The 15144-nt window shown below is 70.8% G+C and carries 13 protein-coding genes and 1 pseudogene; 8 read left to right on the top strand and 6 right to left on the bottom strand.

Annotated features, from left to right (window positions below):
* Positions 1–136: 136 nt before the first annotated feature.
* Positions 137–919, bottom strand: coding sequence for a phosphotransferase (locus FHR32_RS21650; RefSeq protein WP_184755950.1), 783 nt, complete (start codon positions 917–919; stop codon positions 137–139).
* Positions 920–1402: 483 nt separating this feature from the next.
* Positions 1403–1645 carry a DUF397 domain-containing protein gene (locus FHR32_RS21645; protein ID WP_312882562.1) on the bottom strand — a complete coding sequence of 81 codons (243 nt, stop codon included), beginning with the start codon at positions 1643–1645 and terminating at the stop codon, positions 1403–1405.
* An 815-nt stretch (positions 1646–2460) separates the two neighbouring features.
* Between FHR32_RS21645 and FHR32_RS21640 the strand changes: the two genes are divergently transcribed.
* From FHR32_RS21640 to FHR32_RS21625, 4 genes are read left to right on the top strand one after another with little or no spacing between them, the layout of a single operon-like run.
* On the top strand, positions 2461–4017 hold the full coding sequence (locus tag FHR32_RS21640; protein WP_184755949.1) for a serine/threonine-protein kinase: 1557 nt from the start codon (positions 2461–2463) through the stop codon (positions 4015–4017).
* On the top strand, positions 4014–5591 hold the full coding sequence (locus FHR32_RS21635) for a serine/threonine-protein kinase (protein ID WP_184755948.1): 1578 nt from the start codon (positions 4014–4016) through the stop codon (positions 5589–5591). Before FHR32_RS21640 ends, FHR32_RS21635 begins: the two co-directional genes overlap by 4 nt.
* Positions 5584–7095, top strand: a complete 1512-nt coding sequence (locus tag FHR32_RS21630; RefSeq protein ID WP_184755947.1) for a serine/threonine-protein kinase — start codon at positions 5584–5586, stop codon at positions 7093–7095. The genes FHR32_RS21635 and FHR32_RS21630 overlap by 8 nt, the downstream gene beginning before the upstream one ends.
* A gap of 27 nt (positions 7096–7122) precedes the next feature.
* Positions 7123–8460 (top strand): protein kinase family protein, encoded by a 1338-nt coding sequence (locus tag FHR32_RS21625; protein ID WP_184755946.1) that lies wholly within the window; start codon positions 7123–7125, stop codon positions 8458–8460.
* Between the two features lie 18 nt (positions 8461–8478).
* Here the strand turns inward: FHR32_RS21625 and FHR32_RS21620 are convergent, their stop codons facing one another.
* Positions 8479–9840 carry an MFS transporter gene (locus tag FHR32_RS21620; RefSeq protein ID WP_312882561.1) on the bottom strand — a complete coding sequence of 454 codons (1362 nt, stop codon included), beginning with the start codon at positions 9838–9840 and terminating at the stop codon, positions 8479–8481.
* 123 nt (positions 9841–9963) lie between these two features.
* Here FHR32_RS21620 and FHR32_RS21615 point away from each other — a divergent pair, with 123 nt between their 5' ends.
* Complete coding sequence (locus FHR32_RS21615; protein WP_184756638.1) at positions 9964–10623, top strand: response regulator transcription factor; 660 nt, start codon at positions 9964–9966, stop codon at positions 10621–10623.
* 1 nt (position 10624) lies between these two features.
* Positions 10625–12019, top strand: a complete 1395-nt coding sequence (locus FHR32_RS21610) for a sensor histidine kinase (RefSeq protein ID WP_184755945.1) — start codon at positions 10625–10627, stop codon at positions 12017–12019.
* Here the strand turns inward: FHR32_RS21610 and FHR32_RS21605 are convergent.
* Positions 11998–12954 (bottom strand): TAXI family TRAP transporter solute-binding subunit, encoded by a 957-nt coding sequence (locus tag FHR32_RS21605; protein WP_184755944.1) that lies wholly within the window; start codon positions 12952–12954, stop codon positions 11998–12000. The genes FHR32_RS21610 and FHR32_RS21605 overlap by 22 nt on opposite strands.
* Before the next feature lie 137 nt (positions 12955–13091).
* On the bottom strand, positions 13092–14009 hold the full coding sequence (locus tag FHR32_RS21600; protein WP_184755943.1) for a winged helix-turn-helix transcriptional regulator: 918 nt from the start codon (positions 14007–14009) through the stop codon (positions 13092–13094).
* Positions 14010–14167: 158 nt separating this feature from the next.
* On the opposite strand from FHR32_RS21600, the pseudogene FHR32_RS21595 reads away from it, so the two are divergent.
* Positions 14168–14446, top strand: a pseudogene (locus FHR32_RS21595) (carotenoid oxygenase family protein); the annotation flags it as partial.
* Between the two features lie 107 nt (positions 14447–14553).
* Positions 14554–14745 carry a tail-anchor membrane protein gene (locus tag FHR32_RS21590; RefSeq protein ID WP_184755942.1) on the top strand — a complete coding sequence of 64 codons (192 nt, stop codon included), beginning with the start codon at positions 14554–14556 and terminating at the stop codon, positions 14743–14745.
* Positions 14746–14823: 78 nt separating this feature from the next.
* Here the strand turns inward: FHR32_RS21590 and FHR32_RS21585 are convergent, their stop codons facing one another.
* Positions 14824–15141, bottom strand: a complete 318-nt coding sequence (locus tag FHR32_RS21585) for a DUF3817 domain-containing protein (protein WP_221465501.1) — start codon at positions 15139–15141, stop codon at positions 14824–14826.
* Positions 15142–15144: the final 3 nt, after the last annotated feature.

Below are 15144 nucleotides of genomic sequence, written 5' to 3'. Positions count from 1 at the left end.
CGGCGATCGCGGTGTGAACCACGACGATAGATGACCTTCACCGACAGTGGAAGCCACCGGAAACCCAGTGTCTCCACCATCGATCGAGGCGGTTGAGCATCCGCGGAGCGGGCGCCAACGTCCATGACCAATACATCTAGGTGGCCAGAAGATGCCGGTCGAAGACGTGGCGCTGTTCTCTCACGTACGCGGCATCGCCCAGATACAGCAGATGGTGCCCCTCCGCGAGATGCCGGGCGAACGCCTGGTTCCCGCGTGCGGCCTCGGTCCGCATGAAGTCCACGAGTGCGTGCAACCGGGCGATGACGGTGTCCACCAGACCGGCCCTGCCGGCCGCGTCCAGTCCGTAGCGGTCGCAGAATATCCGGGCTCGCCTGGCCTGCTCCTCCGTCGTCCCGAACCCGTCGGGGTTGTCGGGCGAGCTGGTCGGCGCCCAGCGGTACACGGCGTACCCGATGTCCCAGAGCCGAGGGGCCGGGTGCGCCGTGTCGAAGTCGATGATCCCCACCACCTCGTCCCCGTCGAGCACGCAGTTGTACGGGGCGTAGTCACCGTGACAGATCACCTCGGCAGGCGTTCTCGCAGGCAGCATCCAGCCGTCGGTCACGTCCCTCGCGTATCCGATCGTGCTGTCGTGGTAGGCCCGCAGCAGCTCCGACGCACTCTCCAGTGCACGCATGGAGGCGGCGGCGGGCGTCATCGGGTAGTTACTCACCTCTCCCGGGATGAAGTCCAGGATCTCGAAGCCGTCGCCGGTCACACTGTGCACCGCCGGGGCTGCGGTGAAACCCTGCTCCCGTAGATGGCGGAGAAGGCCGTGAATCAGCGGTGTCCACGGCCCGGTGGGCCGGCGCACGGTCGCCCCGATCCGGACGACCTCGTTGACGCCGCTACCCGTCAGTACTTCCCTGTCCGTCATAGGTCCCTGGTTCTCGGTGTTCGCGCTGTGGGTGTTTCGGGGTTTTCGGTGTTCGCGCTGTGGGTGTTTCGGGGTTTTCGGTGTTCGCGCTGTGGGTGTTTCGGGGTTTTCGGTGTTCGCGCTGTGGGTGTTTCGGGGTTTTCGGTGTTCGCGCTGCGGTGGGTGGGTGTTCCGGCCGGCCGTCGCAGTTGCCGTCCGGTGTTTCAGGCCTCCGGCCTGGCGGGCGCGGTGGTCGCGCTTTTTTATACGCCGGCCGGAACACCCACCCACCTCCGCGCCAGACTGCTCCGCCGTACGGCGTGCAGACCGCAGTTTCTTGCTTCCGGGCCGCCAGCGATCCCGCTGACGCTGAAGCAATCCGTGGCAGGCCAGCACAGAGTTGAACGCCGCCGCTGAAGCCTCGCTCTCCCACCACTTCAGGGCTACTCACCGTAGGGAGCACGTGTTCCGTCTTCGTCTTGTTCCGTCAGACAGAAAGGCCGGCTACGGCTGGGCGTCGAACTCACCGTTTCTGACGCCACCGAGGAAGGCGTGCCACTCGCCTGGCGCGAAACCCAACACGGGCCCGGCTCCGTCCTTGCGGTCGCGAACACCTACGTGGCCATGGGCGAGCGTGGCGACCTCCACGCGGTCTCCGTTTCCCCCGCTGCGTGAACCCTTGCACCAGACGACACTCGACAGATCTGCCGGGGTGACCATCCGGTGCCCCTTCCGATGGAAGCTCACGCCAGATTCTTTGGCGCGCCCATTAGCGTAGCCGCGGTATCTGCGGGGCTGAGGGCCACTGCTCTGAGGTAGTCGAACACGTTTCCATGCCGCCGCACGTCTGCTGGACCTTCCAGGTAACCGTCTGGTTCCGCCTCCCCCATTCCCTGACACGCCCCCACGAAGATCATCTGTTGAGAAGTGCGCGCCTCCCGGGCAATCCGACCGTGCACTTCCCATCAAACGATCACCTATCGGCGAGCCCGCACTTCCGTCCCGGTGCTCCGACCTCTCTCCTCCCTACGGCGGTCGGCCCTGAAGTGGTGGGAGAGGGAGGCTTCAGCGGCGGCGACCGGCCCTGAACGGCCCCGCGCGGATTGCTTCAGCGTCAGCGGGATCGCTGGGCGGCCGGAGAGTGAGCGGCTACGGTCCGCACGCCGTACGGCGGGGCCGTCTGGCGCGGAGGTGGGTGGGTGTTCCGGCCGGCTTATAAAAAAGCGCAACCACCGCGCCCGCCAGGCCGGAGGCCTGAAACACCGGACGGCAACTGCGACGGCCGGCCGGAACACCCACCCACCGCAGCGCGAACACCGAAACCCCGGAACACCCGCAGCGCACAAGGGATCCCCCGTACCGCCTACCCGGCCACAGCGCTCCGGCACGACCCGCCGTACCCGATAAAACCACTCATCTCGGACGTAAGCGGACCACGCAGGCCTCCAGGACCTGGCCGGGGAACCGGCAGCGAGGCCCATTCATTGGTCCATAAGGCGCTAAGTGGCTATGTTTCTGTCCGCGATGGGACATCGAACGGGGTGAGCAGGATCGACAGTCGAGTGCTAGCGGACCGCTACAGGCTGCTCAACCCCCTCGCCGAGGGCGGGATGGGCACCGTCTGGCTTGCCGCCGACGAGATGCTCGGCCGTGACGTGGCGGTCAAGGAGGTACGGCTCCCGCCGGACCTCGACCCCGGCCGGCGGGAGGAGATCTACGCGGCGGCGCTCCAGGAGGCCAACCTGGCCGCCCGGCTCAAACATCCGTCGATCGTGACCGTGCACGACGTGGTCGTCGAGCAGGAGCGTCCCTGGCTCGTCATGGAGTTGCTGTCGGGCGCGTCCCTGGAGCAGACCGTCCGCGAGCGGCAGCCGCTGCCGGTCCGCCAGGCCGCCAGGGTCGGCGTGGTCATCCTCAGCGCACTCGCAGCAGCGCACGCCGCCGGAGTGGTGCACCGGGACGTCAAGCCGGGAAACATCTTCCTCACCCGGACCGGCCGGGCCGTCCTCACCGACTTCGGCATCGCCGTGATCGAGGGCGAGGGCGCGGAGGGAGGCACCAGTCATCTGGTCGGCTCGCCCAACTACATCGCCCCGGAACGGCTGCGCGGCGAGCGCGGGGGCCCCGCATCCGACCTGTGGTCCCTGGGCGCCACGCTCTACTTCGCCGTCGAAGGCATGCCTCCGCACCCGGCCGAGACGCCGATCTCGGCGATCAGCCGGGTACTCACCGAACCGGCCAGGCCACCCGAGCGGGCGGGGGCCCTGGGCCCGCTGCTGATGCTCATGCTCGCCCCCATTCCCGAGGCCCGGCCGTCCTTCGAGGCCGTCGCCCAGGCTCTGCAGGAGATCGCCCTCGGCCATCCGGCCCCGCTTCCCGTCCAGTCCCACCACGGGCCCGCGCCCCTTTCCCCGGTGTCCGCCCCTCTGCCCCCCGCACCCGTCCGGCGCAGCGGACGGACGGTCCTGTGGGCGGTCGCCGAGGTGGCGGTGGTCGCGGTGACCGTCGGAGCCGCCATGGGCGTGGCCCATCTGGCGGCGGGCCGTACGGATTCCGGCACACCGGTGAAGCTCGGCGAGAAGCCGGGGGCCTTCGCCACTCCGGTGAACCTGTGCAAGCTGGTCCCGGCCGCCACGGTCAGGGAACTCCTGCCGGCCCTGAAGGCCGAGGGGCAACAGACCAACGAGGGAGGTTGCCAGTGGGTGACCTCCGGCATCGGTCTCGAGGTGGCTCCCGCGGGCGCGGGCAAGCAGTGGGGCAAGAGTCCGCGCCAGGCGCACGAGCTCTTCGTGAACCAGCGCAACGGCACCACGCCCAACGGGGAGACCGCCTGGAGCTGGTCGGAGATCGACGCCAGGCTCCGGTCCGCCCGCGCCACCGCACCGCTGGAGGTCAAGCCGGTCGGGGATGAGGCGTTCGGCTACGACCTCTACGAGAACCGCAAGACCGGCAGGCTCGAGAAGAGCCACGTGGTGCTCCGCGTCGACAACCTCGTCGTCGACGTGGGCTACACCGTGGTGGACGGCAGCAAGGACGGCACCGCGATCCGGTCCGGCGCCCAGACCGCGGCCACCTGGATTGCGAACGCGCTGAACAAGCAGAAGGCGACTCCCCGATGAACCACCCAGACGTCCCCCCGCCGCAGGGCAGGCACTCCGGCAGGCACAACGGCGCCGGACCGGTCCCCGGCGGCGCACCGAGCCCCGCGGTGCTGGAGCAGGTCTCGCTGGAGCAGACGATCGGACGGCTCGGGCCGATGGCTCCGCAGCAGGTCGCCGCCGTCGGCCTGGCCGTGCTGGACCAGCTCGTGACCGTGCACAACCAGGGGATGCTCCACGGCGACGTACGGCCCGGCTCGGTGCTGATCGGCCCCCACGACCAGATCGTCCTCGGCACGCCGACCTTCCGGTCCCCGACCTTCACCGCCCCCGAGGGCGTGACGGGCCCGGCGGCCGACCTGTGGTCGCTCGGCGCCACCCTCTACACCGCCGTCGAGGGTCGCCCGCCGTCACCCGGAGGCTCCCTGGACAACGCGGGCCCGATCGGCCCGATGCTGTTCCGTCTGCTCTCCGGTGATCCGGCGCAGCGGCCCGATCCCGGCACCCTGCGCAACGCCCTGCTCGACATCTCCCGGAACGGCGGCGCGGCCCCCGCCCCCGCGGACACGTCGTCCCCGATGGCGGTCCCGCCGTCTCCGGAGCCGTCGTCCCCGCACCTGCTGCCCGCTCCGTTTCCCGCCTCCGGCCCGCGGCCCGTCCCGGCGGGGGCCGACCCGGACGTCACCGCCGCGGTGCTGACCTCGGCGGCCTCACCCCCGCCGGAGCCGCCCTTCGACCCGGCGGCGACCCTGCCGCCCCAGCCCGCCTTCGACCTGTCGGCCCCGCCACGGCCCTCACCGGCCCTTCACGGGCACCCGTCCCCGCCTCCCCACGAGGTCCCCGCCTCGCAGGATCTCGTCCAGGTCTCCCCCCCTCCGCGTGTCTCCTCGCGGGGTGAGGAGACGGGCCCGACCGAACGCTCCGGCTCGCGGGGCGGGGTGCTCGTGCCCCGCCCGATCGTCGCGCTGACCGGTGTCCTGCTCGTCGGCATGGCGGTCACCGTCGGTGTCCTGCTCACCTCGGCGTCCGGTGAGAGTGCCCCCGCCTCCGAGCCCGCCACCGGCGCCGGCGCCGGCGCCAAGGGACTGTTCTCCACCGTGCCCCGGGCCTGCAGCCTGCTCGACGAGAAGCAGGCGGACGAGGTCGTGCCGGGGTTTCGAAGCTCGGAGGTCGAAACCGGCGCGTGTGACTGGCTCAACCAGCTCGACTGGCGCAAGCCCAGCACGGAGAAGTTCGACCTGCGCGTACGGCTGGTCGCCCAGAAACCGGACGCCTCCGGGGTCCAGCGGGCGAAGGAGTTCCTGGCCGGCAAGAAGACCGACTCCGTGGAGAGCGGCAAGTTCGCGACCCCGAAGCCCGCACCGCCCCAGACCCTTAAGGGGATAGGCGAGGAGGCCTACAGCACGGGCGGCTACAGCTCGATCAACCTCTACGGCGGCTCCTACAAGTCGACCGTGGTCTTCCGGGTCGGCAACCTGACCGCCCAGGTCGACTACGAACGGGGCGGCGTCAAGGAAGACAGCGACGGCAAGATCGCAGAAGGCGCGCAGCAGGTCGCCCGCTGGCTCACCCAGTCCCTGAAGACCGATGGCTGACCCGCCGCTCCCCGTGCTCGCGGGCCGCTACCGGGCGATCGAACGGCTCGGCGCGGGCGGGATGGGCGTGGTCTGGCGCGCCGAGGACGATCTGCTCCACCGCGAGGTGGCGATCAAGGAGGTCAAGCTCGACCCGACCCTCCCCGAGGCTCAGCGTGCCGAGATGCGGGAGCGGACCCTCCGGGAGGCCCGGGCCGCCGCCCGGCTGGGACACCCGTCCATCGTGACCGTGCACGACGTCATCGCCCAGGACGGCCGCCCGTGGATCGTGATGGACCTGGTCAGGGGTCGCTCCCTGGCCCAGGTGGTCCGCCGGGACGGGCCGCTCCCCTCGCAGCGGGTGGCCGCGATCGGCCTGGCGGTGCTCGACGCGCTCACCCTGGCGCACAGCCGGGGCATCGTGCACCGCGACGTGAAACCGGCCAACATCATGCTCGCCCACGACGGCGGGGTGCTGCTGACCGACTTCGGCATCGCCGCACTGGAGGGCGACGTCCAGCTCACCTCCCCGAACGCGCTGGTCGGCTCCCCCGGCTACATGGCACCGGAGCGGCTGCGCGGCACCGGCGACGGCCCGGCCGCCGACCTGTGGTCCCTGGGCGCGACCCTCTACACCGCCGCCGAGGGCCGGAGTCCTTTCCAGCGCGGCGTGCCGGCCGCCACCCTCGGCGCGGTGCTCACCGAGCAGACCCCGCTGCCCGCGCGGGCGGGCGGCCTGACCCCCGTGCTGCTCGCCCTGCTGACGAAGGATCCCAGGGACCGCCCCGGAGAGGCCGCTCTCCGTACGGCGTTGCAGCGGGTCGCCCAGGGCCTGCCGGCCGGTCCGCTCTCCCCGCCGTCGCCGGCGCCGGAGACGCCCCCCAAGCCCCGCCGTACGGGGTGGCTCGTCGGGGCGGCGGCGGTCGTGGTGGTGGGTGCGGCCGCCGTGGCCGCCGTGGTGCTCGGAACGCCCTCGGAGGAGCCCGTGGCGGCCACGGCCTCTCCCGTCGCCGCCGACTCCCCTGCCGGGCGGTTCGACTCCGCCCCCGACCCGTGCACCCTGCTGACCGAGGCCCAGAGCCGGACCGTGGTTCCGGGGGCGACCCGCCCGACGGGCATAAAGGCCGAGCAGGACCGGGAGGCCTCCTGTAGTTGGGACGGCCCCACCGATGTGCGCCGGCTCCGGGTCTCCGTCGGCCATCAGGCGGCCGTGCCGGGGAAGACCGCCCCCGAGGCGGCCCACGAGTTCTTCGCCGCCGAGCGCACCAAGATCGCCGCCGACGAGGGGACGGGCCCATTCGGCGGTACCGGTCCCGTGAAGAACGTGACCCGGGTCGGCAAGGAGGCCTTCGCCTACGACATCCGTGCTCTGGAGCGGGTCAGCGCCCTGATCCGTTTCCGGGTCAGCAACCTGCTGATCGAGGTCAACGTCTCGCGGAAGGGAAAGCTCGTCGACACGGAGCTGCGCCGCCACGCTCTCCGCGCCGCCCGTCTGATCGCTGAGGGGCTGAACAACCGTGACTGAGAGGTCCGGGACCGCGGAGCGACGGGAATGACCGATCCCAATCTGCTCGCCGGACGGTACCGCCTGCTGGAGCGCCGCGACCGCATGGGCACCACCTGGCGGTCCCGCGACGAGCTGCTCAACCGCGACGTCACGATCGCCGAGGTACGGCTCCCGCCTCCGAGCCCGCACCGCGACTGGCTCCTCGGCCAGATCCGCGCCGCGTCCGGCCTCCGGCACCCCGGTATCGCCACCCTCCACGACGTGATCTCCGCTCCCGACCGGGTGTGGCTGGTCCTGGAGTCGGTCGAGGGGCGTTCGCTGGTCCAGACCGTCCGCTCCGACGGGCCGCTCTCCGCCGGACGGGCGGCAGAGGTGGGCCTGCGCGTGCTGGACGCGCTGGCCGCCGCCCACGGACGGGGTGTCCATCTCGCGGCGACCCCGGAGACCGTGCTGCTCGCCTCCGACGGCCGGGTCGTGCTGACCGGGATCGTGGCCCCTGCCCCCACCGGCGACCTACGGGACCTGGGCGCCACCCTGTTCACCGCCGTCGAGGGACGGTCTCCGGACACCGGATCCCAGACCGTCCCCCACATGCCGGACGGAACGCCCCTGGCCGCCCTCGCCCCAGGCTCCGGCACGGCTGCCCCGCCCGTGGAAGGCCCACTGGCCCCGCTCCTGGAAGGCCTGCTGGCGGACGATCCCGCCCACCGCCCCGACGCCACCTCGGTCCGCCTGTCCCTGGAGAGGCTCGCCCCACGGCCGGCCGCCTTCCCCCGCCGGCCCCTCGTCGTCGCCGTGGCGGCCGTGGCCGCCGTCGCCGTGGCGGCGGGCGCCGCCTTCTGGTTCTGGCCCCGCCCCTCCGGCCCGGCGCGGGCCGCCGCGCCGATCCCCACCTTCTTCGCCAAGGCTCCCGACCCCTGCGCCCTGATCTCGAAGGAGCAGGCGGCCGAACTGTGGCTGGATTCCGGCCCGTCGAAGGAGCAGGCCGACCGATGCTCCTGGCGCAGCCAGGACACCGGCCAGCCGCAGAGCATGCGCTACGTGCTCTGGGTCGAGGCCCTGCGGTCCTCCTCCGGCGAGAAGGCCCACGCCGCCTATCTGCGTTTCTTCAGACAGGAGGGCGAGCGGACCAAGACATCGGCGGGTCTGCCGCTGACCCTGGTCCAACCCCCGAAGGCCCTCCCCGGAGTCGCCGCGGAGGCCTACACGGTGGAGGCCACGAACAAGCTCACCTACTACACGGGGGTGGTCATGCGCGCGGGCAACCTCGTGGTCGTCGTCCAGTACCAGCGCAACGGCGAGAGCGACCCTCACGGTGAAACCCGCGAGGGCGCGCTCCGGACCGGCCGGTGGGTCCTCGAAACCCTCAGCCGGACGGACTGAACCCGTCCCGCCGGCCGTTCACGACCCGGTGACCGTCTCCGGGTGATGGCCGTCGATGTGGGATCTGCGGGAGGTCTCGTGCATCCGGACGTACACGACGAGGGAGATCAGCACGCACCCGGCGACGTACCAGAAGAACATGGACTCGTTCCCGGCCTGCTTGAACCAGAGGGCCACGTACTCGGCGGTGCCGCCGAAGACCGCCACGGTGACCGCGTACGGCAGGCCGACCCCGAGCGCCCGGATGTGGGTCGGGAACATCTCCGCCTTCACCACGGCGTTGATCGAGGTGTATCCGGTTACGAAGAACAGGGCCGACAGCATCAGGAAGAACGCGCCCACCGGACTGCTGGTGCCGGACAGGAGGGTGAGGATCGGCACGGTGAGCAGCGTCCCGCCGATGCCGAAGAACATCAGCAGCGCGCGGCGGCCGATCCGGTCGGACAGTGCTCCGGCGATCGGCTGCAGGCAGATGAAGACGGACAGGGCCAGGAAGTTGATCCAGGACACCGTCTCCTTCTCCATCCCCGCGGTGTTCACCATGAACTTCTGCATGTACGTGGTGTAGGTGTAGAAGGCGACCGTCCCGCCGAGGGTCAGCCCGACGACGGTGAAGACCTCCTTCGGATATCTCATCAGGGTGCGGAGCGTGCCCTGCCCGTGCGCGGAACCGGCGGTCTGCGTCTGGCTGGTGAAACTCTCCGACTCCTCCATGCCCCGGCGCAGCCACATGACCGCCAGCGCCCCGAGCGTGCCGATGCCGAAGGCGATGCGCCAGCCCCAGTCCTGCAACTGCTGCGCGGTGAGCAGCTGCTGCAGGATGATCTGCACGGTGAGTGCGACCAGTTGCCCGGCGACGAGCGTGACGTACTGGAAGCTCGAGTAGAAGCCGCGCTTCCCCGGTGTGGCGACCTCGGAGAGGTAGGTGGCGGAGGTGGAGTACTCTCCTCCGACCGAGAGGCCCTGCAGCAACCGGGCTCCCACGAGGAGCACCGGGGCGAGGACGCCGATGGAGGAGTAACCGGGAGCCACCGTGATGATCAGCGCTCCGGCCGCCATCATGAGGACCGAGAGCGTCAGCCCGTTGCGGCGGCCGTAGCGGTCGGCGTACCGGCCGAGCAGCCATCCTCCCAGCGGTCGCATGAGGAATCCGACCGCGAAGACGGCGGCGGTGTTCAGCAGCTGCGCCGTCGAGTCTCCCTCGGGGAAGAAGACGGGCGCGAAGTAGATCGCGAAGGCGGCGTAGGTGTACCAGTCGTACCATTCGATGAGGTTGCCGATGGATCCCCTGAGGATGTTGGCGACGACCCGCCGCTCTCCGGGCAACCGCTCCGCTGGTCCGTCCTGACCGAGGTGAGGACCCGTTCCGGCTGTACTCACAGTCCATCTCCTCCGTTGTGATCTGGGGGTTGCCGTGACCCTACGGACGGTGCCGCACCGGGACGAGGGGTGCGGACGCAGATCTGAGCTACTGTTGAGACTTTGCTTCCTCTGGAGATGTCGATGCGGATCCTGCTCGTCGAAGACGACGACAGGTTCGCCGATGCGCTGACGACGGCTCTGCGGCGCCATGGCCACCGGGTCGAACGGGCCCGGTCGGGCGGTGAGGCTCTGATCGCGGCCGGGGCGGAGCTGGTGCTGCTGGATCTCGGTCTGCCCGACATGGACGGTGTCGATGTGCTGCGCCGGATCCGCGCGGACTCCCAGATCGGGATCATCGTCACGACGGCACGCGGGGAGGAGGCGCAGCGTGTCCGGGGTCTGCGGGCGGGGGCGGACGACTACATCGTCAAACCGTTCGGGATCGCCGAGCTGGAGGCGCGCATCGAAGCGGTCATGCGCCGGGTCAGGAGCCATCGCCACGCACCGGCCGAGTGTGCCCGAGTCGGCTCCCTCGAAGTGGACCACGTCCGCCGTTCGGTCCGCAGGGACGGTGCGGAGATCCCGCTGACGCGTAAGGAGTTCGACCTGCTGGCGACCCTGGTCCGGGCGGAGGGAGCGGTGGTCACCCGGGAGGGCATCCTCGCGGAGGTCTGGCGGACCACCTGGGGCGGCGCGACGCGCTCACTGGAGGTGCACGTGGCCAGCCTCCGCGCGAAGCTGAGCGAGCCCGGACTGATCGAGACCGTACGGGGGATCGGTTACCGCATGCGGAAGTCCTGACGTGCGCCGCCGCCTGCTGACCATCTACATGTCGCTGCTGGCCCTGTCGCTGGTCACACTCACGGTGCCGTTCGCGGCCAACGTCGCGGCGCGCGACACCCAGACCGCCTTCATCGAGCAGCAGGGAGACACCCTGCGGTTCGCCTCGCTGGCCGAGCCCGCGCTGCGCTCGGGACAGAGCGGACGGCTGCGCGCCGAGCTCGCCCGCTACCACGGGCTGTTCGGCATCGGTGCCGCCGTGGTGGACCGGGACGGACGGCCCCTCTCGGTCTCGCCGCCCACCCTGTCCCTCGCCGGTGCGCGGACCCGGAAGCTGATCGAGCGAGGGCTCTCCGCCGACCGGCCCGAACTTGAGACCATCTGGCCGTGGCGGGCCGAGGAGCTGGTGATCGTCGAGCCGGTGATCCGGGAGGGGGAGGTGGTGGGGGCGGCGGTCACCGCCGGACCCACCGACCGGTTACGTGGCCGGATCGCCGGGATCTGGGCAATGATCACTCTGGGCTGCCTGATCGCGCTCGGTCTGACCTGGTTCGCGGCCAGACGCCTGGCCCGCTGGACGCTCCGTCCCGTCCACGAACTCGACGCGGTCACTCACGACATCACCGAGGGACGGCTGGAGGCCCGGGTCGCCCATGCCACCGGGCCACCGGAGCTGCGGCGTCTGGCCGTCTCCTTCAACGTGATGGCGGACACCATGACCGAGATGCTCGAGCGGCAGCGCACGTTCGTCTCCCAGGCCAGCCACCAGTTGCGCACCCCTCTCGGCGCGCTCCGGCTCCGGGTGGAGAACCTCGCGGATCACCTGCGTGCCAGTGGCCGGCACGAACACGAGCTCACCCTCGAAGAGACCGAGCGCCTCGCCCGGACGCTGGAGGGGCTGCTCGCGCTCGCCCGCGCGGAGAGGCACCAGAACGAGACGGGCGGCGCCGACCTGGTCGCGGTCGACGCCGCCGACACCGCCGACCGGCGGCTGGACGCCTGGCGTCCCCGGGCGGCGGAGCTCGGGGTGACGCTCCGCCGTACCGGCGGCCTCGGCGGGTGTGTCCTGACCGTGCCCGAGGCGTTGGACCAGCTGCTGGACGCTCTGATCGACAATGCGCTGAAGTTCGGAGCGGACGAGGTGACGGTGCACGTCGAGCAGGCGGACGATCTGGCGGAGATCCATGTCCTCGACAACGGGCCAGGGCTTCCGGAAGAGGCTCGCACGCGGGCGCTGGGGCGGTTCTGGCGATCCCCCGCCCACCAGAACGTGGACGGTTCCGGGCTGGGCCTGTCGATCGTCGCGGTGCTGGTGGCGGCGTCCGGCGGCTCCGTCGACCTGCTCGCGCGGGAGCCGTCCGGCCTGGACGTCAGGGTACGGCTGCGCCTGGAATCTCAGAAACGCGTGCCCCGGTAGTAGCGGACCGCTCCGGGATGCAGGGGGATCGGGTCCGTCGACAACGCGGCGCGCACGTTGAGCCTGCGGGCCTCCGGGTGCGCCTGTTCCAGCGCCTCTCGATGGGTGAACAGCAGCTCCGTCAGGGCATAGGCCAGCGCCTCGTCCATGTCCTCCCGCACGACCAGGTAGTCGGGTATGCCGATCGTGCCGCTCTCCGGCAGGCCATAGGTGGAAGCGGGGATCGTGCGCTCGCTGTAGAACTCGCCATGGCGTCGCCGCATCGGGGCCGCGTACGAGCGCAGATCGACGAGGCGGATGAGTCTCTGGCCCGCGAGCCCGCTGATCGTCTTGGTGGGCAGCCCTCCGGAGAAGAAGAACGCGTCGACCGTTCCCGCGCGCAGCGCCTCCGCCGACGTCTCCAGGTTCATCCTGTGGACCGTCAGATCCCGGTCAGGATCGAGATCCGCGACGTTCAACAGCCGTTCCGCGATGATCTCCGTCCCCGACCCCGCCGCGCCGACAGAGATCACCTTGCCGCGCAGGCGGGCCAGGGACGTGATGTCCGAACCGGCCCGGACGACCAGGTGGACATAGTTGTCGTACAGCCGGGCGAGCGCCCGCACCGGCTGTGGGCGGTCGAAGGGCGGGGCACCCTGTACGGCGAGCGCGGCCGAGTCGGCCAGGGTGAACGCGACGTCGGCCCGCCCGGACGCGATCATCCGCAGGTTGTCCACCGACGCGCCGGTGGTGAGCACCCGTGGACTGAGACCGGGGAGCTCGCCGGCGATCGCCTTGGCCAGCCCGGTGCCGTAGTCGAAGTAGACGCCCCCGCGCTGGCCCGTGGCGATCAGCAACGGCGACGGCCGGGGCCCGTCGGCGCCACACGCGACCACGACGGCCATCAGTACGGACAGGGCGGTCAACGCCCTGGCCGTGGCTGTGTGACACCACATGCGTGCAAGCTCCCGTGGCTGGTGGGGAGGCAGCCTACCGAGAGCGGCCGAGGGGCGTCGACTGCCTGCCGCCGTCACCATGGGCGTGCTGTCGTCCGCTCACGTGCTCGCGGGTGTGTAGCCCGCCGACGTGCCGGCTAGCCCAGAACGAAACGGATCTCACGGCGGCGGAGCGGCCGGCCGCACGCCGCGCAGAACAGGACCGGGTCGAGGGCGGCGCCGCAGGGGCTGTGGACGATGGTCAGGGCGGAGCCCTCGGGGGCGGGAAGTTCGCGCTGGGCCCAGTCGACCAGGAAGGCGAAGACCGCGAAGAAGGCCAGCCCCTTGTCGGTGAGGCGGTAGGAGCCGTCGGGCAGCGGGTCGGAGACGCCGAGTTCGACGGAGCGGCGCAGACGGTCGGTGAGGACCGAGGGGGCGATGCCGAGGCCGGACTGGAAGTCGACGAAGCGGCGGGTCCCCAGGAGGGCGGCGACCAGAACGCTGGTGCTCCAGCGGTCACCGAGGATCTCCATCGTCTCCGGGCAGTAGGCCACCAGGTCGGCCGCCGCGCCGGGGCGCACCGTGCGCCGGTGCTGGCGGGGCAGGCCGATCCGGGGGAACGCGGTCAGCGGGCCGGTCTCGGTGCGGGTGTCACGGGCGCCCATCGGCTTCCGGCACGCGCCGCACCCCAGGTACGGCTCCGCGTCTCCGCCGCACAGGTCGTGCCGGAGCGACGGTAGCCGCCCCCGGTCCGCCCAGTCGCGTTCCCACAAGTGGATGGCCACCAGCAGCGCCCACAGGGACAGCCCCCGCTCCGTCAGCCGGTATTCGTAGCGCGTCCGCCCGTTCCGGTAGGGGGCCGGCTCGAAGATCCGGTGGTCGACCAGCTCCTTGAGCCGGGCCGCGAGCACCGACTCGGAGATCCCCAGCGCGTCCCGCCATCCGGCGAAGGTCCGGATCCGCAGCAGGAAGGCCCGCTGCAGGATGAGCAGCACCCACCGGTCACCGAGGATCGCCAGCGCCTGGCCGATCGCACTGAACTCAGCTCCCGCCGCCCTCGGCTCGGTGCCGCTCACGGTCCATCCTCCGGTGCTCGCTCGAATCCGCCGACGGAGTGCCAAACTAAACCAACTCGATCTTGCCCCGGATATCCGGTCCGCCTATGGCACGATACGGACAGAGCGGCCATTGACGGGCCGGCTTCTCCTTCCGTAGCTTCGCGAATGCGTTCGAGGCGGAGTCGGCCGCCGGACGGTCGCTGTGGACCGGCGTCATGGAGAACCCCAAGGCCAACCCCTTCGGCAACACCCGTGGCCTCAACCTGAAGGACTCGGCGAACACCGACGTGGTCTTCCACCGGGGCAGGGTCCTCACGACCTGGTACCTGTGCGGCTCGCCGTACGGCATGGACCCCCTCAGCCTGGAGACGCTGGGCGTCGAGACCTTCCTCGAGCCGCTCGGCTTCCACGCCATCCGGGTGCGGGCGGACCAACTCACGTCCCGCGCCGGATGATCACGATATATCTCGGATGGAACCAGGGCGGCCGGTCCACACGTTGGACGGACGACGCAGAATGAGACCAGGCGGGGCGTCGGCTCCGCGTTCGGAGGATGTTGAGGATGTCGCCCGTCCAGAAGTACGCGATCGGTGCCGGGATAGCGGTTGTCCTTGCATGGTGGATCCTGCCCGGCTGGCTGACCCTGCTGGTCGTCCTGGGTGTCGTCGCCGCCCCGGTCATCGGCTACCTGATGCTCGACCCGTCCCAGCGTGCGCGGCTCAAGCGCGCCCGCAGGCGCGGCCTCGGCCGCTGACACAGCACGGGAGGGCCCGTTCCTCGCCGAGGAACGGGCCCTCCGCCGGGCTGCCGGGCCTGCACGGCCCCGGGACGGTCAGGCGGGCGCGGTCGCGACCTCGGTCTCCACGCGCCGGGTGACCTTGCGCTCCAGCACGAACGACAGCAGCGGCACGGTGCCCGCCAGCATGACCCCCACGACGTACGGCCACGACCAGCGGGCCTTCATGCCGAGGTTCATCGTGGCCACCAGGTAGAGCATGTAGAGGAAGCCGTGGATCGGAGAGACGATCTTCGACGGGCCCTCGATGCCGAACCCGTACCTGAGCACGATGCACGTGACGAGGACGAGCAGCATCACGCCGACGATGTACGCCAGGATACGGAAGGGCTTGAGAGCGGATTCCACGGTCATCTA

The organism is Streptosporangium album (assembly GCF_014203795.1).
GTDB classification, from domain to species: Bacteria; Actinomycetota; Actinomycetes; order Streptosporangiales; family Streptosporangiaceae; genus Streptosporangium; species Streptosporangium album.
The sequence above is the reverse complement of the archived record's forward strand: the minus strand, read 5'-3'. Positions and strand labels throughout refer to the sequence as shown.

Coding starts and splice junctions, on each gene's coding strand:
- FHR32_RS21625 (WP_184755946.1), top strand. CDS start 7,123: ATGACCGATCCCAATCTGCTCGCCGGACGGTACCGCCTGCTGGAGCGC.
- FHR32_RS21605 (WP_184755944.1), bottom strand. CDS start 12,954: ATGTGGTGTCACACAGCCACGGCCAGGGCGTTGACCGCCCTGTCCGTA.
- FHR32_RS21590 (WP_184755942.1), top strand. CDS start 14,554: ATGTCGCCCGTCCAGAAGTACGCGATCGGTGCCGGGATAGCGGTTGTC.
- FHR32_RS21635 (WP_184755948.1), top strand. CDS start 4,014: ATGAACCACCCAGACGTCCCCCCGCCGCAGGGCAGGCACTCCGGCAGG.
- FHR32_RS21630 (WP_184755947.1), top strand. CDS start 5,584: ATGGCTGACCCGCCGCTCCCCGTGCTCGCGGGCCGCTACCGGGCGATC.
- FHR32_RS21650 (WP_184755950.1), bottom strand. CDS start 919: ATGACGGACAGGGAAGTACTGACGGGTAGCGGCGTCAACGAGGTCGTC.
- FHR32_RS21585 (WP_221465501.1), bottom strand. CDS start 15,141: ATGACCGTGGAATCCGCTCTCAAGCCCTTCCGTATCCTGGCGTACATC.
- FHR32_RS21615 (WP_184756638.1), top strand. CDS start 9,964: ATGCGGATCCTGCTCGTCGAAGACGACGACAGGTTCGCCGATGCGCTG.